Raw genomic sequence first — 19,532 nt, 5'->3', positions numbered from 1 at the left:
GTATTAAAGATTGACCGTCGACAAAGTGAGCTGTTATGACTGACAAAACCATTCCGTTTTCGGTGCTGGATCTGGCACCGATCCCACAAGGCTCCTCGGCAAGAGAAGCCTTCACGCACTCTCTCGATCTGGCTCAGCTGGCCGAAAAGCGTGGCTATCACCGCTACTGGCTGGCAGAACATCACAACATGGTCGGCATTGCCAGCGCCGCTACATCGGTGCTGATTGGCTACCTGGCAGCGAATACCACCACTTTGCACCTTGGCTCCGGTGGCGTGATGCTGCCGAACCACGCCCCGCTGGTGATAGCCGAGCAGTTCGGGACGCTGAATACCCTCTATCCGGGCCGTATTGACCTGGGGCTTGGCCGCGCGCCGGGCAGCGACCAGCCGACCATGCGCGCCCTGCGCCGCCATATGAGCGGCGATATCGATAACTTCCCGCGCGACGTGGCGGAACTGGTGGACTGGTTCGACGCGCGCGATCCGAACCCGCACGTGCGCCCGGTGCCGGGCTATGGCGAGAAGATCCCGGTGTGGCTGTTAGGCTCGAGCCTGTATAGCGCGCAGCTCGCCGCGCAGCTGGGGCTGCCGTTCGCGTTCGCCTCCCACTTCGCGCCGGATATGCTGCATCAGGCGCTGCACCTCTACCGTACGAACTTCAAACCGTCCGAGCGTCTGGAGAAGCCGTACGCGATGGTGTGTATCAACATCATTGCCGCTGACAGCAATCGCGACGCGGAATTCCTGTTTACCTCTATGCAGCAGGCGTTTGTGAAGCTGCGCCGCGGCGAGACGGGCCAGTTGCCGCCTCCGGTGGAAAATATGCATCAGCTGTGGTCGGCCTCCGAGCAGTATGGCGTGCAGCAGGCGTTGAGCATGTCGTTGGTGGGTGATAAGGCAAAAGTGCGTCACGGGCTGGAAGCAGTGCTGCGTGAAACGCAGGCGGATGAAATTATGGTCAACGGCCAGATTTTCGATCACCAGGCGCGTTTACATTCGTTTGACCTGGCAATGCAGGTGAAAGAAGAATTGGTGGGGTAGTTTTTTGCCGGATGGCGGCTTCGCCTTATCCGGCCTACGCGATCCCTGTAGGCCCGGTGAGCGTAGCGCCACCGGGCAATGTGTTTACTGGTACACAGGCAACAGGTTAAAGCTCGACAGCACGTGAACCAGCGCGTTACCCACCCCAAATACCAGGATCAGCGCAATCATCGGTTTACCGCCCCAGACGCGGAATTTCGGGCTGCCGAAGCGTTTACGTGATTTACGTGCCAGCAGCGCTGGCACAATCGCCGCCCAGATGGTGGCCGCCAGCCCTGCATAGCCGATGGCGTACAGGAAACCGTTCGGCCACAGCAGACCGCCGACAATCGGCGGCAGGAAGGTCAGCAGCGCCGTCTTGAAACGCCCCATCGCAGAATCGTCAAAGCCAAACAGATCTGCCAGGTAGTCAAACAGGCCCAGCGTCACACCGAGGAATGAACTCGCCACCGCAAAGTTGGAGAAGACCACCAGCAGCAGATCCAGACTGCGGCTGTTCAGTACGCCGCTCAGAGCCTGCACCAGCACGTCAATGTTACCGCCCTTTTGCGCAATGCCGATAAACTCCGGGCGCGGGATGTTGCCCATTGTCCCCAGCAGCCAGATGACGTACAGCCCAAGCGCCAGCAGCGTGCCGTAGACCAGGCACTTCACGATGGTGCGCGGATCCTTGCCGTAGTACTTCATCAGGCTCGGCACGTTGCCGTGGTAGCCGAACGACGCCAGACAGAACGGCAGAGTCATTAGCAGATACGGCGTGTAGGAGGTATTAACTTCCGCAACGTTAAACAGCGTGGCGGGCGTAACGTGCCCCAGCAGGCTGCCGAAGGTCAGGAAGAAGGTGATGACCTTAGCGCCCAGCACAATCGCCGTCATTCGGCTCACCGCTTTGGTGCTCATCCAGACGATAAACGCCACGCCCAGCGCAAAGCAGAGTCCCGCCAGACGCGCCGGAACGTTCAGCGACATCTCCGAAAAGGTGTGATGCAGAATCGAGCCGCTTGCTGAGATGTACGCGTAGGTCAGGATGTAGAGCACAAATGCGATGGAAAGGCCGTTCACCAGGTTCCAGCCTTTGCCCAGCAGATCTTTGGTGATGGTGTCGAAGCTGGAGCCAATGCGGTAGTTCAGGTTCGCTTCAAGGATCATCAGGCCGGAATGCAGCATGCAGAACCAGGTGAACACCAGCGCGGCCAGCGACCAGAAGAACCACGCACCGGACATGACCACGGGCAGGGAAAACATCCCGGCACCTATAATGGTTCCGCCGATGATCACCACGCCGCCAAGCAGCGAAGGTGACGTTTGGGTGGTGGTTAGTGTCGCCATACAGCCTTTTCTCCAGTTAATCATGCGGTTCTGCATTTTAGTGCGATGCACTGTACCAGTACAAGAGTACAAAGGGAATAAAAAAAGCCCCGATAGCGTGTATCGGGGCTGTATATTTTACTTTACGTCAGAAGCGAAAGGCTTACGCGTCACCGAAACGACGACGGCTGGTGCCTTCTTCACGACGTGGGCCACGGCTTTCGCGGCGCTCGCCGGAGAAACGACGACCTTCACCACCGCGACCTTCACTGCGACCGCCTTCACGACGCTCGCCGCCGAAACCGCGACCACCGCCACGACGTTCTCCACCGCGGTCAGGACGTGGCTGTGCATCGCCCAGCAGCTGCATGTTCATCGGCTTGTTCAGGATGCGGGTGCGAGTAAAGTGCTGCAGTACTTCGCCCGGCATGCCTTTTGGCAGTTCGATGGTAGAGTGGGATGCAAACAGCTTGATGTTACCAATGTAACGGCTGCTGATGTCGCCTTCGTTAGCAATCGCGCCAACGATGTGACGAACTTCAACACCATCATCACGGCCCACTTCAATGCGGTACAGTTCCATGTCGCCAGCGTCACGACGTTCACGACGTGGACGGTCTTCACCACCACGCTCTGGACGATCGCCGCGTGGACCACGGTCGTTACGGTCGCCACGACGTTCGAAGCGATCGTCACGGTCACGGAACTCACGCTTAGGACGCATCGGCGCATCTGGTGGCACGATCAGGCTACGTTCGCCCTGAGCCATTTTCAGCAGTGCTGCAGCCAGAGTTTCCATGTCCAGCTCTTCGCCTTCAGCGACAGGCTGGATCTGCGACAGCAGTGCGCGGTACTGATCCAGATCGCTGCTTTCCAGCTGCTGCTGTACTTTCGCGGCGAATTTTTCCAGACGGCGTTTGCCCAGCAGCTCTGCGTTTGGCAGGTCGGCTTCTGGAATGGTCAGCTTCATGGTGCGTTCAATGTTGCGCAGCAGACGACGCTCGCGGTTCTCAACGAACAGCAGCGCACGGCCAGCACGACCCGCACGACCGGTACGACCGATACGGTGAACGTAAGACTCGGAGTCCATCGGGATGTCGTAGTTGACAACCAGGCTGATACGCTCAACGTCCAGACCACGTGCTGCCACGTCGGTTGCAATCAGGATATCCAGACGACCGTCTTTCAGACGCTCCAGCGTCTGCTCACGCAGGGCCTGGTTCATGTCGCCGTTCAGCGCTGCGCTGTTGTAGCCGTTACGCTCCAGCGCTTCAGCCACTTCCAGGGTCGCATTTTTGGTACGCACGAAGATAATCGCCGCATCAAAATCTTCCGCTTCCAGGAAACGGACCAGCGCTTCGTTTTTGCGCATGCCGTACACGGACCAGTAGCTCTGGCTGATGTCCGGGCGAGTGGTCACGCTGGACTGAATACGCACTTCCTGCGGCTCTTTCATGAAGCGGCGGGTAATGCGACGGATCGCTTCTGGCATGGTTGCAGAGAACAGAGCGGTCTGGTGACCTTCCGGGATCTGCGCCATGATGGTTTCTACGTCTTCGATGAAGCCCATACGCAGCATTTCATCTGCTTCATCCAGTACCAGGCCGCTCAGTTTAGAGAGGTCCAGAGTACCGCGCTTCAGGTGATCCAGCAGACGGCCCGGCGTACCGACGACAATCTGTGGGCCCTGGCGCAGGGCGCGTAACTGCACGTCATAACGCTGGCCGCCGTACAGGGCTACCACGTTTACGCCGCGCATATGTTTAGAGAATTCCGTCATTGCTTCAGCAACCTGAACAGCCAGTTCACGAGTTGGAGCCAGGACGAGGATCTGCGGTGCACGCAGGTCCGGATCGATGTTGTTCAGCAGCGGCAGCGAGAACGCTGCAGTTTTACCGCTACCAGTCTGGGCCATGCCCAGCACGTCACGACCAGAAAGCAGATGCGGGATACATTCTGCCTGGATCGGAGATGGTTTTTCGTAACCCAGATCGTTAAGGGCTTCAAGGATAGGAGCCTTCAGGCCCAGATCTGCAAAAGTGGTTTCGAATTCAGCCATGTAGTACGAGTGCCTCAATGTCAATGGCGGCCAGTCTACTTAGCTCATCGTGAAAATGATTAGCAATTTTCATTGAAAAGTGTGAACCGGCTCAAAGTAGGTGTATTGACGAACAACAACGCCCTCACCAGTGAAGGTGATGGCAATCAAAAGATTACGGGCTGATGTTTATGTCGTCAGCTATTGCTGGTCCGATTCTGCCAGGTCGTCTTGCTCCTGGCCCAAGAGCGATAATTCCAACAATGCATAACGGTGCTCAACGAAGTTATGTACGTTGTTAGCAACCGCTAATTTGAACAGTGCCGTAGCGCTGTCCATATCCCCCAGACTTAGGTAGTACTTACCTAAATAGAAGTTGGTTTCACTGAGATGCTCAGCGAGCGAGGTGTTATCCGTTGCGTCCGCCTTGAGGCGTTCCATCAGCGTTGCTTCGCTAATGTTGCCCAGGTAGAACTCGACAATGTTCCATCCCCACTGTTCCTTATCCGATTTCTCGAAGCGCTGTTGTAGTGCTTCTTTTGCCTGCTTCTCATCGAGCTTCCGCTCAACGATGTAAAGCCACAGGCTACGGAAAGGATCATTAGGATCGTCTTGATAAAACGCCAGCAGATCATCTTGCGCTAACTTATCACGACCGCCGTAATACAATGCGATACCGCGATTCAAGTGCGCGTAGTTGTAAGTTGGATCAAGCTCAAGTACAGAATCAAACGCTTCATAGGCAGCATCAAAATTGCCTGCCTGCGTTAAATAAATGCCTAAGTAATTGAATACTTCAGGCATATCAGGTCGGATAGCCAGCGCTTGTGAAAAATCATTTCGCGCTAATGCCCTCAGACCGAGACTATCATACAACACTCCGCGCTCATATAAAAGCTGTGCGCGTTCGTCATCGGTTAAAGCCCGACTGGCAAGTATTTGTTCCATGCGTGCCAGAATCACTTCCTGCTGCAAAGTCGGTTGCAATGGCACTGCGAGGACTTCGCTCTTACGCCAGGCAGAGTTGCTGCATCCTGCCAGCGTTAAAGCTGTCGCAACGAAACACCAGCGCAAAAAAGGCTTCATTTCCCACTCCCGAAGACAACTATTGGATGAACGTCCTGTCCCCCGGCGGCTTAACAAGGCGTCCTGCCTGATAACAGGCCCTCCGCAAAGCGGAGGGCAAATGGCAACTTACTCGCCTTGCTGTTCAGCAGCCGGAGCTTCCGGTGCCGCAGCAGGTTGAGACTGCTCGGTTGCTTCTTTAATGCTCAGACGGATACGGCCCTGACGGTCAACTTCCAGAACCTTAACCGGCACTTCCTGACCCATCTGCAGGTAATCGGTCACTTTCTCAACGCGCTTGTCAGCGATCTGAGAGATGTGAACCAGACCTTCTTTACCGCCACCGATGGCAACGAACGCACCAAAGTCAACGATACGAGTCACTTTACCCGCGTAGACGCGGCCCACTTCGATTTCAGCAGTGATTTCTTCGATGCGACGGATAGCGAATTTCGCTTTCTCGCCGTCGGTTGCTGCGATCTTCACAGTACCGTCATCTTCGATTTCGATGGTGGTGCCGGTCTCTTCGGTCAGCGCGCGGATAACGGAACCGCCCTTACCGATAACATCTTTGATCTTGTCTGGATTGATCTTGATGGTGTGAATACGCGGAGCGAATTCAGAGATGTCACCGCGTGGCGCGTTGATAGCCTGTTCCATCACGCTCAGGATGTGCAGACGCGCACCTTTAGCCTGGTTCAGAGCAACCTGCATGATCTCTTTGGTGATACCTTCAATTTTGATATCCATCTGCAGGGCAGAGATACCGTCGCGGGAACCCGCTACTTTGAAGTCCATATCACCCAGGTGGTCTTCGTCACCCAGAATGTCAGACAGAACAACGAAGTTGTCGCCTTCTTTCACCAGACCCATTGCGATACCCGCAACGGCGGCTTTGATCGGCACGCCCGCATCCATCAGCGCCAGAGAGGCACCACACACGGAAGCCATGGAAGAAGAACCGTTGGATTCGGTGATTTCAGAAACCACGCGAACGGTGTACGGGAATTTGTCAGCTTCCGGCATCACTGCCAGCACGCCGCGCTTCGCCAGACGACCGTGACCAATTTCACGACGCTTCGGTGAGCCAACCATACCGGTTTCGCCCACAGAGTACGGAGGGAAGTTGTAGTGGAACAGGAAGTTGTCAGTACGCTCGCCCATCAGTTCATCGATGATCTGCGCGTCACGTGCGGTACCCAGGGTTGCGGTAACCAGCGCCTGCGTTTCACCACGGGTGAACAGCGCAGAACCGTGAGTACGCGGCAGTACGCCAGTGCGTACGTCCAGACCACGAATCATGTCTTTTTCACGGCCATCGATACGCGGCTCGCCTGCCAGTACGCGGCTACGAACAACGTTTTTCTCGATAGCGTGCAGAATTTCGCCAATTTCGTTAGCGTCCAGCGTTTCGTCTTCGGCAACCAGGGTCGCGGTTACTTCAGATTTGATCGCGTCAACCTGAGCGTAACGCTCCTGTTTGTCGGTGATGCGGTAAGCGTCGCTCAGACGAGATTCTGCCAGTGCCGCAACGCGTGCGTTCAGCGCGTCGTTTGCTGCTTCTGGCTGCCAGTCCCAACGTGGCTTACCGGCTTCTTTCACCAGGTCGTTGATGTTCTGGATAACAATCTGCTGCTGCTCGTGACCGAACACCACAGCGCCCAGCATCTGGTCTTCGCTCAGCAGTTCAGCTTCGGATTCAACCATCAGCACAGCCGCTTCAGTACCGGCAACAACCAGGTCCAGCTTACTTTCTTTCAGCTCTTCCTGAGTTGGGTTCAGCACGTACTGGTCATTGATGTAACCGACGCGCGCGGCACCGATTGGGCCATTGAATGGAATACCAGACAGTGACAGGGCAGCGGAGGCACCGATCATCGCAACGATGTCCGGGTTAACCTGTGGGTTAACGGAAACAACGGTCGCAATAACCTGCACTTCGTTAACGAAGCCTTCCGGGAACAGCGGACGAACCGGGCGGTCAATCAGACGCGCGATCAGGGTTTCGCCTTCGCTTGGACGGCCTTCACGACGGAAGAAACCACCCGGGATTTTGCCGGCAGCGTAGGTACGCTCCTGGTAGTTAACGGTCAGCGGGAAGAAGTCCTGACCTGGTTTAGCTTTTTTCTGGCCCACAACGGTCACGAATACCGCGGTGTCATCCATGCTTACCATAACGGCAGCAGTCGCCTGGCGTGCCATCATGCCGGTTTCCAGCGTGACGGTATGTTGACCATACTGGAATTTACGAACGATCGGATTCAGCAAAATTCTGTCCTTTCTTAAATGTATGACAGCACACCGCCGGCGTGCTGTCGATTTAACCCGACCTTCTTCGCATCCTCGCGACTAATGACAACCGACACCCCCATGGGTGAAGCCTCTCATTAGCCGCGCGAACCTCTGCAATGAAGATCATTTATAGCAACAATACAATAGTTTCCATTGAATTGCTGCCGTCTGGTTGAAAAAAGGGGCCATCAGGCCCCCTTTTCTGAAACTCGCAAGACTTAGCGACGCAGACCCAGACGCTCGATCAGCGCGGTGTAGCGTGCAACATCTTTACGCTTCAGGTAGTCGAGCAGTTTACGACGCTGAGAAACCATGCGCAGCAGACCACGACGGCTGTGGTGATCTTTTTTGTGCTCTGCAAAGTGACCCTGCAGGTGGTTAATCTGTGCAGTCAGCAGTGCAACCTGAACTTCGGTAGAACCGCTGTCGTTAGTACCACGACCAAACTCAGAAACGATTTTAGCTTTAGCTTCAACGCTTAGAGACATTTTCAAACTCCAAAGTATAAAAAATGTAAGGGTGCCGATCTCTAATTCAGCGACCCCATGTACGCCCCGCAGATTGTTAAACAATTTACCGGGCGTTAAGCGGCGATATTCTACTCGTCTCCCCTGCTTATCGCAAGGTGAGGCGTAATCACCGTCACGCGCCGACCGGATATTCGACGACCAGACGACGCGGCGCAACGCGCCCTTCACCGTCCATTTCGCCCATACCGATGAATTTCCCTTCGTCACCTTCCGTCACGCGTACCAGTCCATCCAGCGGCGCATCCGCCGTACGAACCGGGTTTCCGTTCTTAAAGTAAACGGACGATGTTAAAGGAAGATTAACGATCGGGAAGTCCGCTGCCGGACTGTCCATTGGCATCAGCAATGGATCCAGCAAATCTGCTGGTTCCACTCCCTGCGCTTGTGCCTGCTCAGCCAGCGCGCGCAGCTGCTCAAGCGTCACCATGCGTTCCACCGGATATTTACTGACCGCCAGACGACGCAGGTAGATCACATGCGCGCCGCAGCCCAGCTTTTCACCCAGGTCGTCGATGATGGTGCGAATATAGGTCCCTTTCGAACAGTGGACTTCCAGCTCCAGCTCGTCACCTTCGTGGCGAATGAACAGCAGCTCATACACGGTTATCGGACGCGCTTCGCGCGGGACGTCAATTCCCTGGCGCGCATATTCGTAGAGCTTCTTGCCCTGATATTTCAGCGCCGAATACATCGACGGCACCTGCATCGTGTCCCCGCGGAAGCTCTCCAGGGCCACATCAAGCTGTTCAGCGCTGAAGGTCACCGGGCGCTCTTCCACCACCTGACCATCCGCGTCGGAGGTATCCGTACGCTGGCCCAGCTTAGCGATAACGCGGTAGCGTTTATCGGAATCGAGCAGGTACTGGGAAAACTTTGTCGCTTCACCCAGGCAAATCGGCAGCATGCCGGTCGCCAGCGGATCCAGCGCGCCAGTGTGGCCCGCACGGTTAGCGTTATAAATACGCTTCACTTTTTGCAGCACGTCGTTGCTGGATGCACCCTGCGGTTTATCCAGCAGCAGCACGCCATGCACGTCGCGACCGCGACGACGAGGACGACTCATCAGTCCTCCTTGCTGTCGTCCGTCGGGTTAACACGACGTTCGTCGTCATGTTTCACCACGCTGGTCACCAGGTTGGACATGCGCATACCTTCGACCAGCGAGTTGTCGTAGAAGAAGGTCAGCTCGGGCACAATACGCAGGCGCATCGCTTTGCCGAGCAGAGAGCGGATGAAACCAGAGGCTTCCTGCAGTGCTTTAATGCCGTTTTTAACCGCCGCTTCGTCCTGATCGTTCAGGAAGGTCACGAACACTTTGGCATAGGCCAGGTCACGAGACATTTCCACGCCAGAGACGGTGGTCATCATACCGATACGCGGGTCTTTGATTTCGCGTTGCAGGATGAGTGCGATCTCTTTCTGCATCTCCTGCGCCACGCGCTGTGGGCGACCAAATTCTTTCGCCATAATAAATTCTCCAGACAAAAAAGGGGCTAAAAGCCCCTTTTAAAATTATTGCCGGGTGGCACGAGGCGATCCCGGCCTACATATGGACTTATCCCTAAGGATTAGTCGATGCTGCGTTGGATCTCGATGATTTCGAACACTTCGATCATATCGCCAACGCGAACGTCGTTGTAGTTCTTAACGCCGATACCACATTCCATGCCGTTACGGACTTCGTTAACGTCATCTTTGAAGCGGCGCAGGGATTCCAGCTCGCCTTCGTAGATAACCACGTTGTCACGCAGTACGCGGATTGGGTTGTGACGCTTGATGGTACCTTCGGTAACCATACAGCCCGCGATCGCACCGAATTTCGGTGATTTGAACACGTCACGCACTTCAGCCAGACCGATGATCTGCTGTTTCAGCTCAGGAGACAGCATACCGCTCATCGCGGCTTTCACTTCGTCGATCAGGTTATAGATGACGGAGTAGTAGCGCAGATCCAGGCTTTCCGCTTCGATCACGCGGCGAGCAGATGCATCAGCACGCACGTTGAAGCCAACCAGGATAGCGTTGGATGCCGCAGCCAGGGTTGCGTCGGTTTCGGTGATACCACCTACGCCAGAACCGATGATCTTCACTTTCACTTCGTCGGTAGACAGTTTCAGCAAGGAGTCGGAGATCGCTTCCACAGAACCCTGAACGTCTGCTTTCAGAACGACGTTCACTTCGTGAACTTCGCCTTCAGCCATGTTCGCAAACATGTTCTCAAGTTTAGATTTCTGCTGACGCGCCAGCTTAACTTCACGGAATTTGCCCTGACGATACAGTGCCACTTCACGCGCTTTCTTCTCGTCACGCACAACGGTCACTTCATCACCGGCAGCCGGAACACCGGACAGCCCCAGGATTTCCACTGGAATGGACGGACCTGCTTCCAGCACTTCCTGACCCAGTTCGTTACGCATCGCACGAACACGACCGTATTCGAAGCCACACAGAACGATGTCGCCCTTGTTCAGCGTACCTTCGCGAACCAGAACCGTTGCAACCGGACCACGACCTTTATCCAGGAAGGATTCGATTACCGCACCGCTCGCCATACCTTTACGAACGGCTTTCAGTTCCAGAACTTCGGCCTGAAGCAGGATAGCGTTCAGCAGGTCGTCGATACCAGTACCCGCTTTTGCAGATACAGGGATGAACTGCGCTTCGCCGCCCCACTCTTCCGGCATAACGCCGTACTGAGACAGTTCGTTCTTCACGCGGTCCAGATCGGCTTCTGGCTTATCGATTTTGTTGACCGCAACAACCAGAGGCACCTGCGCCGCTTTCGCGTGCTGGATAGCTTCAATGGTCTGTGGCATAACGCCATCGTCTGCTGCAACAACCAGTACAACGATATCCGTAGCCTGAGCACCACGAGCACGCATTGAGGTGAACGCTGCGTGGCCTGGGGTATCCAGGAAGGTGATCATGCCGTTTTCGGTTTCTACGTGGTAAGCACCGATGTGCTGGGTAATACCACCCGCTTCGCCGGAGGCAACTTTCGTAGAACGAATGTAGTCGAGCAGAGAGGTTTTACCGTGGTCAACGTGACCCATGATGGTCACAACCGGTGCACGCGGTTCAGCCGCAGCGCCAGTGTCACGGTCACTCATTACTGCTTCTTCCAGCTCGTTTTCACGACGCAGGATAACTTTGTGGCCCATCTCTTCGGCAACCAGCTGTGCGGTTTCCTGGTCGATAACCTGGTTGATGGTCGCCATTGCGCCCAGCTTCATCATCGCTTTGATGACCTGAGAGCCTTTAACCGCCATCTTGTTCGCCAGATCGCCAACGGTGATGGTTTCGCCAATCACGACGTCACGGTTAACCGCCTGAGCTGGCTTCTGGAAGCCCTGCTGCAGAGAAGAACCTTTACGCTTACCGCCTTTACCACCGCGAACCGCTGCACGAGCTTCTTCGCGGTCAGCTTTAGATTCAGCGTGTTTGTTACCTTTCTTAGCCGGACGCGCGGCTTTTGCATTACGACCACGGCCACGGCCGCCTTCTACTTCACGGTCGTTATCATCTTCAGCCTGACGCGCATGCTGAGAAGTGGTCACGTGATAGTCGCTGGTGTCTTCAGTCGGTTCAGCGGTATTCACGCCATTCTTCTCGTTTTCTTCTGCCATACGGCGCGCTTCTTCAGCGACGCGGCGAGCTTCTTCTTCCAGCTTACGGCGGGCTTCTTCTTCCGCTTTACGCTTCAGCTCGGCAGCTTCATTTTCACGGCGGGCTTTTTCAGCCTGGGCGGTTTTGGTCATTTCGTCTGTCTGTTGATTGCTCACTTTGTCTTTTTCCGCAGCGTCACGCTTCACTTTATCACTGGCGTCGCGTTTCGCTTTTTCTGCGGCCTCACGTTCAGCTTTTAATTCTGCTTCACGTTTGGCGGCTGCTTCCGCCTCACGCTGAGCTTGTTCTTCCGCTTCACGCTGTGCCTGCTCTTCCGCGGCAAGGCGTTCTGCCTCTTGCGGATCACGTTTTACAAAGGTGCGCGTCTTGCGGACTTCAATTTGTACCGATTTGCTTTTGCCACCGGTACCAGGAATGTTTAACGTGCTGCGCGTTTTGCGCTGCAGCGTTAACTTGTCAGGCGTAGAACCGTGTTCGCGGTTCAGGTGCGTTAACAAGGTTTGTTTTTCTTGCGCGGTCACCGAGTCATCAGCGGACTTCGGGATCCCTGCATCAGCAAATTGCTGTACCAGGCGGTCCACGGAGGTCTGAATCTCGGCAGCCAGCGATTTTACAGTTACATCAGTCATGCTGTTCCTTCCTGCTACAGTTTATTACGCTTCGTCGCCGAACCAGCAAATATTACGTGCGGCCATGATGAGTTCGCCGGCTTTCTCGTCGGTTAAACCTTCGATATCGGCCAGGTCATCAACGCCTTGCTCAGCGAGATCTTCCAGCGTACAAACACCACGGGCAGCCAGCTTGAACGCAATCGCACGATCAAGACCTTCCAGATTCAGCAGGTCATCAGCCGGCTTCTTATCGCCAAGGCTTTCTTCCTGAGCCAGTGCCAGGGTGGTCAGTGCGTTTTTAGCGCGTTCACGCAGGGCTTCAACGGTTGGCTCATCCAGACCGTCAATTTCCAGCAGCTCTTTCATTGGCACATAGGCCAGTTCTTCCAGCGTAGAGAAACCTTCTTCTACCAGAACAGTGGCGAAGTCTTCGTCAATGTCGAGGTATTTGGTGAAGGTATCGATCGCCGCATGGGCTTCAGCCTGATGCTTAGCCTGCAGGTCATCAACGGTCATGACGTTGAGTTCCCAGCCGCTCAGCTGTGACGCCAGGCGTACGTTCTGACCGTTACGGCCAATCGCCTGCGCCAGGTTGCCCGCTTCAACAGCGATATCCATGGTGTGTTTGTCTTCGTCAACAACGATAGACGCGACATCAGCCGGAGCCATTGCGTTGATCACGAACTGCGCCGGGTTGTCGTCCCACAGAACGATATCAATACGCTCGCCGCCCAGTTCGGTAGAAACCGCCTGAACGCGCGCGCCGCGCATACCGACGCAAGCACCGACCGGGTCGATACGCTTGTCGTTGGTTTTCACCGCAATTTTCGCACGAGAGCCTGGATCGCGAGCTGCTGCTTTGATCTCAATAACTTCTTCGCCGATTTCCGGCACTTCGATGCGGAACAGTTCAACCAGCATTTCTGGTTTAGAACGGGTCACGAACAGCTGTGCACCACGCGCTTCAGGGCGCACGGCGTACAGAACACCACGAATACGGTCGCCCGGGCGGAAGTTTTCACGCGGCAGCATGTCTTCACGCAGGATCACGGCTTCAGCATTGCCCGGCATCCCTTCGGATTTAATTTCCAGAGAGATGTTGTCACGGTTCACTTTCTTCACCACGCCAGTGATGATTTCGCCTTCCTGATCGCGGAACTGATCGACAACCAGCGCGCGCTCGGCTTCGCGCACTTTCTGCACGATAACCTGCTTAGCGGTCTGGGTGGTGATACGGTCGAAGGTCACAGATTCAATCTGATCTTCAACGTAGTCACCCACGTTCAGACTTTCGTCTTCAAAACGTGCCGCTTCCAGGGTGATCTCTTTGGTCGGCTGGGTCACTTCTTCAACGATTACCCAACGACGGAATGTATCGAAGTCACCGCTTTTACGATCGATTTCTACGCGAACATCGATCTCTTGTTCGTATTTTTTCTTGGTTGCTGTAGCCAGTGCACTTTCCAGCGCTTCGAAAATTTTCTCACGCGGCAGTGATTTCTCGTTGGAGACGGCTTCAACAACAGCCAAAATTTCTTTGTTCATCGCGGGCTTTTCACCTCAATCCAGACTGTTAAAAGTGGGGAACCAGGTTCGCCTTCTGGATATTACTCAGCGCGAACACTTCATCTTTGCCTTCGACTGTTACCGTGATCATTTCACCATCAACGGCTTTGATAATTCCCTGCCATTTACGGCGGTTCTGTACGGCCATACGCAGAACGAGAGCCACTTCTTCACCGGTAAAGCGCACATAGTGCTCGGCCGTGAACATCGGGCGATCCAGGCCAGGTGAGGAAACTTCCAGGTTGTACGCAACGGTAATCGGGTCTTCAACATCAAGAACCGCACTCACCTGGTGGCTGACATCAGCACAATCATCAACATTGATGCCATCTTCACTATCAATATAGATGCGCAGCGTCGATGTACGGCCGCGAACGAATTCGATGCCGACCAGTTCGTAGCCCAGTGCTTCGACCGGTGCAGTAATCATCTCTGTTAATTTTTGCTCTAATGTGGACAAGCCCACCCCCAAGACATAAAAAAAGGGCGTAAAGCCCAGTTATTCTGTAGTCAGATAACAAAAAACCCCGATAAATCGGGGCTTTAGATAACTGAACCCTATAGCCACAACTGTGGCCTGGAGCACTCTCCGAAAGAATTTTTTCAAATCCAGCTACGAAGGCTCTAAGTCTTCACAGTATATTTGAAAAAGAACTTTATGGGAAAGTGGTTGCGGGGGCCGGATTTGAACCGACGACCTTCGGGTTATGAGCCCGACGAGCTACCAGGCTGCTCCACCCCGCGCCTGAAACGTGGCAAATTCTACGCGTTTTGGACAGAATTTGCAAATAATGCTGGGATTTGGTACCGAAGACGGGACGTAAAATCGGCGTTTAGTATATTGATAGTTGACCCCACCTGTCAACCCAGCTTCCGCCAGAGAGAACAGACCAAATTTTTTACAAAAAACGCATGAGTCTCTTCCGGTATTCGATAAAAGATGATTAAATGAATACTCACTTATTTTGCATAAAAATGCACAAGAGAACGAAAGCGGTCTCTAATCAGTCAATCAAGCAGGGTTTTATTCTATGACGACGATTCTCAAGCATCTTCCGGTAGGACAACGTATTGGCATCGCTTTCTCAGGCGGCCTGGATACCAGCGCTGCACTGCTGTGGATGCGCCAGAAGGGAGCGGTTCCGTATGCATATACTGCGAACCTGGGTCAGCCGGATGAGGACGATTACGATGCTATTCCTCGTCGCGCTAAAGAGTATGGCGCAGAAAACGCGCGACTGATTGACTGCCGTAAGCAACTGGTTGCTGAAGGTATCGCCGCTATTCAGTGCGGTGCGTTCCATAACACCACGGGCGGCCTGACCTATTTCAACACCACCCCGCTGGGTCGTGCCGTCACCGGCACCATGCTGGTTGCCGCCATGAAAGAAGATGGCGTGAACATCTGGGGTGACGGCAGCACCTATAAAGGCAACGATATCGAACGTTTCTATCGTTATGGCCTGCTGACCAACGCGGAGCTGCAGATCTACAAGCCGTGGCTGGACACCGACTTCATCGACGAGCTGGGTGGTCGTCATGAGATGTCTGAGTTTATGATTGCCTGCGGCTTTGACTACAAAATGTCCGTTGAGAAAGCCTACTCTACCGACTCCAACATGCTGGGCGCGACGCACGAAGCGAAGGACCTGGAATTCCTGAACTCCAGCGTGAAGATCGTTAACCCGATCATGGGCGTGAAGTTCTGGGACGAGAGCGTGAAGATCCCGGCAGAAGAAGTGACCGTGCGTTTCGAACGTGGTCATCCGGTTGCCCTGAACGGTAAGACCTTCTCTGACGACGTTGAACTGATGCTGGAAGCAAACCGCATCGGCGGTCGTCACGGTCTGGGCATGAGCGATCAGATTGAAAACCGTATCATCGAAGCGAAAAGCCGCGGTATCTATGAAGCTCCAGGGATGGCGCTGCTGCACATCGCTTACGAGCGTCTGCTGACCGGTATTCACAACGAAGACACCATCGAGCAGTATCATTCTCATGGTCGTCAACTGGGCAAACTGCTGTATCAGGGTCGCTGGTTCGATCCGCAGGCGCTGATGCTGCGTGACGCACTGCAGCGTTGGGTAGCGAGCGCGATCACCGGTGAAGTGACCCTGGAACTGCGTCGTGGTAACGACTACTCCATTCTTAACACCGTGTCGGACAACCTGACCTATAAAGCCGAGCGTCTGACCATGGAAAAAGGCGAGTCTGTGTTTTCTCCGGACGACCGTATTGGTCAGTTGACCATGCGTAACCTGGACATCACCGATACCCGTGAGAAGCTGTTCAACTACGTTGAGAATGGTCTGCTCTCCGCGAATTCCGGTAACGGCCTGCCGCAGGTTGAAAACCTGGAGAATAGCGATAAGAAGTAATCGCTGATGTAACATGCAAAAGGCGCCCAATGGGCGCCTTTTTGTTTGGCTTTTGTAGGGCGGGTAAGCGCAGCGCCACCCGCCATTTTGCCCGGTGGCGCTGCGCTTAACGGGCCTACGAACGGCAAAAGCTACAGACGAAAAAAAAGACGTCTTGCGACGTCTTTCTTCTGGAATATTGGTACCGAGGATGGGACTCGAACCCACAAGCCCGTTAGGGCACTACCACCTCAAGGTAGCGTGTCTACCAATTCCACCACCTCGGTACGGAATACTTACTGCGGGATATCGCTGGTTGGCTTAGCCGGTGCAGCTGGCTGAGTCTGCTCAGTTTTGGCTGGCGCGCTCAGATTTTCCCACTCGCTTCCTTTGCTGGTCTTGTTGCTGTTGATATTGCCCAGCACCAGACTGATGATGAAGAACAGCGTAGCCAGAATCGCCGTCGTGCGGGTCATGAAGTTCGCAGAACCACTTGAACCGAACAGCGTACCGGAAGCGCCTGCTCCGAAGGAGGCTCCCATATCAGCGCCTTTACCTTGCTGCAGCATAATCAACGCTACGAGAGCGATGGCTACAATAAGGAAAACAACTAAAAGAGCTTCGTACATAATCAACCTGTTCCTTGCGGATTTGCCGCATACCAATGCTTCGACCAATTAGCAGGATTTCTGTTTCCCACTGAAGCGGGTGTGAATACTAACCAAAGCGAATCACCTTCGCAAGGGCATTTTCGACGCATTGTATCAACTGCGGAAAAAAACAGCAAAAAGCCATTAATTGCTTAAAACAAAGGCGGCAAACGCCGCCTTTTTAAACATTTAGCATGCAAGATTATGCAGCTTTTACGGCATCCGCAATACGGTGCGCAAATTCGGTGACCTGCGCTTCGTCTTCGCCTTCCACCATCACGCGGATCAGCGGTTCGGTACCAGACTTACGCAGCAGCACGCGTCCACGGCTGCCCAGCGCCGCTTCAACCTCAGCCATCACCGCTTTCACGTTGTCATTTTCCAGCGGATCGCCTTTACCCGCAGTGAAACGCACGTTCACCAGGATCTGCGGGAACATTTTCATCCCGCTGCACAGATCGTGCAGGCTCATATGGTTGCGCGCCATCGCGGCAACCACCTGAAGCGCCGCCACAATGCCGTCACCGGTAGTGGTTTTATCGAGCAGGATCACGTGACCGGAGTTCTCAGCGCCAATGCGCCAGCCTTTCTCCTGCAGCTTTTCCAGCACGTAGCGGTCGCCCACTTTCGCGCGAACAAACGGAATACCGAGCTGTTTCAGCGCCAGCTCCAGACCCATGTTGCTCATCAGGGTCCCTACCGCACCGCCGCGCAGCTGACCCTGGCGCAGGCCTTCACGGGCAATGATGTAGAGGATCTGATCGCCGTCGACTTTATTACCTTCGTGGTCAACCATGATCACGCGGTCACCGTCGCCGTCCAGGGCAATACCCAGATCGGCTTTTTCCGCCAGCACGCGCGCCTGCAGGGCGCGCACGTCCGTCGCCCCGACTTCTTCGTTAATGTTCAGACCATCCGGCTCGCAGCCGATGGCGATCACTTTCGCACCCAGCTCGCGGAAGACATTCGGCGCAATGTGATAGGTCGCACCGTTCGCACAGTCCACCACAATTTTAAGATGCGCCAGGCTCAGCTCGTTCGGGAAGGTGCCTTTGCAGAATTCGATATAACGACCCGCCGCATCGACGATACGGTTCGCTTTACCCAGCTCTGCGGAATCAACACAGGTGATCTCTTTTTCCATTTCGGCTTCAATGGCCTCTTCCACTTCGTCCGGCAGCTTGGTGCCGTCAATGGAGAAGAACTTGATGCCATTGTCGTAGAACGGGTTATGAGACGCCGAGATCACAATTCCCGCTTCCGCGCGGAAGGTGCGCGTAAGGTAGGCAACAGCAGGCGTTGGCATTGGGCCAGTAAAAGAGGCTGAAAGCCCTGCAGCCGCCAGACCCGCTTCCAACGCAGATTCCAGCATATAGCCCGAAATACGGGTATCTTTACCAATAATGATCTTACGTGAGCCATGACGCGCCAGCACCTTGCCGGCAGCCCAGCCGAGCTTCAGAACAAAATCAGGGGTAATTGGAGCATCGCCTACGCGCCCACGGATACCATCGGTACCAAAATACTTACGATTACTCATAGCGTTTGTTTTCCTTCGCTGCCAGTGTGGCTTCCACCACACGCATGGCTTCTACTGTTTCTTTGACGTCATGGACACGGATAATGTGCGCGCCTTGCATCGCCGCAATTACCGCGCAGGCCAGGCTGCCACTCAGGCGCTCGCTCGGTCCTACATTCAGCAATTGGCCAATCATCGACTTTCTCGACATACCCACCAGCAGTGGCAGACCAAAGTGATGAAATTCCGATAAGCGCGCAAGCAACGCATAATTGTGTGAGAGATTTTTACCGAAACCGAACCCCGGGTCGAGCAGCAATTTCTCTTTTGGGATGCCTGCACGCTCACAGCGTTCAATATGCTCAATAAAGAAGCGATTCACGTCGGCAAAGACGTCATCATACTTCGGCGCTTCCTGCATGGTTTTCGGTTGCCCCTGCATGTGCATCAGGCATACCGGCAGGCCGGTTTCTGCAGCGGCCTCGATCGCACCCGGTTCGGTCAGCGAGCGGATGTCATTAATAATGTGAGCACCCACTCTCGCCACTTCACGAATCACTTCTGGTTTGGACGTGTCGACGGAGATCCACACCTCGAAACGTTGCGCGATTGCCTCAACCACCGGCACCACGCGCGCCAGCTCTTCTTCCACCGAAACATCTGCCGCGCCGGGACGCGTCGATTCACCGCCCACGTCAATGATAGTGGCACCCGCGTTGATCATTAGATTTGCGTGCTTAACCGCGTCGATAAGCGTGTTATGCGTGCCGCCGTCAGAGAAGGAGTCAGGGGTAACATTCAGGATCCCCATCACGTGCGGATGTGAAAGATCGAGATGCGAGTCCTGGGCGAAGAGTTTCATGGTCAAATCCCTGGTTTTAGTATGGTTTAACGGAAAAGAAAAACCCCGGAGCAAGCTCCAGGGT

Annotated in this window: 16 protein-coding genes and 2 tRNA genes; 2 read left to right on the top strand and 16 right to left on the bottom strand. The window is 54.7% G+C overall.

Features of this window, described 5'->3' with window-relative positions; translation table 11 throughout:
* The first annotated feature begins 35 nt into the window (after positions 1–35).
* A complete protein-coding gene (locus INF73_RS04655; RefSeq protein ID WP_047367057.1) occupies positions 36–1,043 on the top strand; it encodes an LLM class flavin-dependent oxidoreductase in 1,008 nt (335 codons plus the stop codon).
* Positions 1,044–1,127: 84 nt separating this feature from the next.
* Here the strand turns inward: INF73_RS04655 and mtr are convergent, their stop codons facing one another.
* The 12 genes from mtr to INF73_RS04595 all read right to left on the bottom strand — a co-directional run bounded on the left by mtr (position 1,128) and on the right by INF73_RS04595 (position 14,824).
* The gene (mtr, locus tag INF73_RS04650; protein ID WP_028014544.1) at positions 1,128–2,372 is read right to left on the bottom strand and encodes a tryptophan permease; all 1,245 of its coding nucleotides are present in this window, start codon (positions 2,370–2,372) and stop codon (positions 1,128–1,130) included.
* 142 nt (positions 2,373–2,514) lie between these two features.
* On the bottom strand, positions 2,515–4,410 hold the full coding sequence (locus INF73_RS04645) for a DEAD/DEAH family ATP-dependent RNA helicase (protein ID WP_028014545.1): 1,896 nt from the start codon (positions 4,408–4,410) through the stop codon (positions 2,515–2,517).
* A complete protein-coding gene (yrbN, locus tag INF73_RS22255) occupies positions 4,403–4,483 on the bottom strand; it encodes a protein YrbN (protein WP_100122156.1) in 81 nt (26 codons plus the stop codon). The genes INF73_RS04645 and yrbN overlap by 8 nt, the downstream gene beginning before the upstream one ends.
* Before the next feature lie 107 nt (positions 4,484–4,590).
* Positions 4,591–5,475, bottom strand: a complete 885-nt coding sequence (gene nlpI, locus INF73_RS04635) for a lipoprotein NlpI (RefSeq protein ID WP_028014546.1) — start codon at positions 5,473–5,475, stop codon at positions 4,591–4,593.
* A 108-nt stretch (positions 5,476–5,583) separates the two neighbouring features.
* Positions 5,584–7,722 carry a polyribonucleotide nucleotidyltransferase gene (gene pnp, locus INF73_RS04630; protein ID WP_193541616.1) on the bottom strand — a complete coding sequence of 713 codons (2,139 nt, stop codon included), beginning with the start codon at positions 7,720–7,722 and terminating at the stop codon, positions 5,584–5,586.
* A 242-nt stretch (positions 7,723–7,964) separates the two neighbouring features.
* Positions 7,965–8,234 (bottom strand): 30S ribosomal protein S15, encoded by a 270-nt coding sequence (rpsO, locus tag INF73_RS04625; protein WP_003861789.1) that lies wholly within the window; start codon positions 8,232–8,234, stop codon positions 7,965–7,967.
* A gap of 154 nt (positions 8,235–8,388) precedes the next feature.
* On the bottom strand, positions 8,389–9,339 hold the full coding sequence (truB, locus tag INF73_RS04620) for a tRNA pseudouridine(55) synthase TruB (RefSeq protein ID WP_193541614.1): 951 nt from the start codon (positions 9,337–9,339) through the stop codon (positions 8,389–8,391).
* On the bottom strand, positions 9,339–9,743 hold the full coding sequence (gene rbfA, locus INF73_RS04615; RefSeq protein WP_041907887.1) for a 30S ribosome-binding factor RbfA: 405 nt from the start codon (positions 9,741–9,743) through the stop codon (positions 9,339–9,341). Before rbfA ends, truB begins: the two co-directional genes overlap by 1 nt.
* 101 nt (positions 9,744–9,844) lie before the next feature.
* Positions 9,845–12,532: a translation initiation factor IF-2 gene (infB, locus tag INF73_RS04610; protein ID WP_041907885.1), complete on the bottom strand. Its 2,688-nt coding sequence runs from the start codon at positions 12,530–12,532 to the stop codon at positions 9,845–9,847.
* A gap of 24 nt (positions 12,533–12,556) precedes the next feature.
* Complete coding sequence (gene nusA / locus INF73_RS04605) at positions 12,557–14,059, bottom strand: transcription termination factor NusA (protein ID WP_014885374.1); 1,503 nt, start codon at positions 14,057–14,059, stop codon at positions 12,557–12,559.
* Positions 14,060–14,087: 28 nt separating this feature from the next.
* The gene (gene rimP, locus INF73_RS04600) at positions 14,088–14,540 is read right to left on the bottom strand and encodes a ribosome maturation factor RimP (RefSeq protein ID WP_014833432.1); all 453 of its coding nucleotides are present in this window, start codon (positions 14,538–14,540) and stop codon (positions 14,088–14,090) included.
* 207 nt (positions 14,541–14,747) lie between these two features.
* A tRNA-Met gene (locus INF73_RS04595) sits at positions 14,748–14,824 on the bottom strand.
* Between the two features lie 287 nt (positions 14,825–15,111).
* Between INF73_RS04595 and argG the strand changes: the two genes are divergently transcribed.
* Positions 15,112–16,458: an argininosuccinate synthase gene (gene argG, locus INF73_RS04590; RefSeq protein ID WP_028014551.1), complete on the top strand. Its 1,347-nt coding sequence runs from the start codon at positions 15,112–15,114 to the stop codon at positions 16,456–16,458.
* 179 nt (positions 16,459–16,637) lie between these two features.
* Here the strand turns inward: argG and INF73_RS04585 are convergent.
* From INF73_RS04585 to folP, 4 genes are all read right to left on the bottom strand, one after another.
* Positions 16,638–16,724 (bottom strand) — tRNA-Leu (locus tag INF73_RS04585).
* Positions 16,725–16,733: 9 nt separating this feature from the next.
* Positions 16,734–17,066 (bottom strand): preprotein translocase subunit SecG, encoded by a 333-nt coding sequence (secG, locus tag INF73_RS04580; RefSeq protein WP_021242256.1) that lies wholly within the window; start codon positions 17,064–17,066, stop codon positions 16,734–16,736.
* Between the two features lie 223 nt (positions 17,067–17,289).
* Positions 17,290–18,627: a phosphoglucosamine mutase gene (glmM, locus tag INF73_RS04575; protein ID WP_041907881.1), complete on the bottom strand. Its 1,338-nt coding sequence runs from the start codon at positions 18,625–18,627 to the stop codon at positions 17,290–17,292.
* Positions 18,620–19,468 (bottom strand): dihydropteroate synthase, encoded by an 849-nt coding sequence (gene folP / locus INF73_RS04570; RefSeq protein ID WP_014885377.1) that lies wholly within the window; start codon positions 19,466–19,468, stop codon positions 18,620–18,622. The genes glmM and folP overlap by 8 nt, the downstream gene beginning before the upstream one ends.
* Positions 19,469–19,532 lie beyond the last annotated feature (64 nt).

The organism is Enterobacter cloacae complex sp. P6RS (assembly GCF_014982245.1).
Taxonomy (GTDB): domain Bacteria; phylum Pseudomonadota; class Gammaproteobacteria; order Enterobacterales; family Enterobacteriaceae; genus Enterobacter; species Enterobacter bugandensis.
This window is presented reverse-complemented; position numbering and strand designations above follow the sequence as displayed.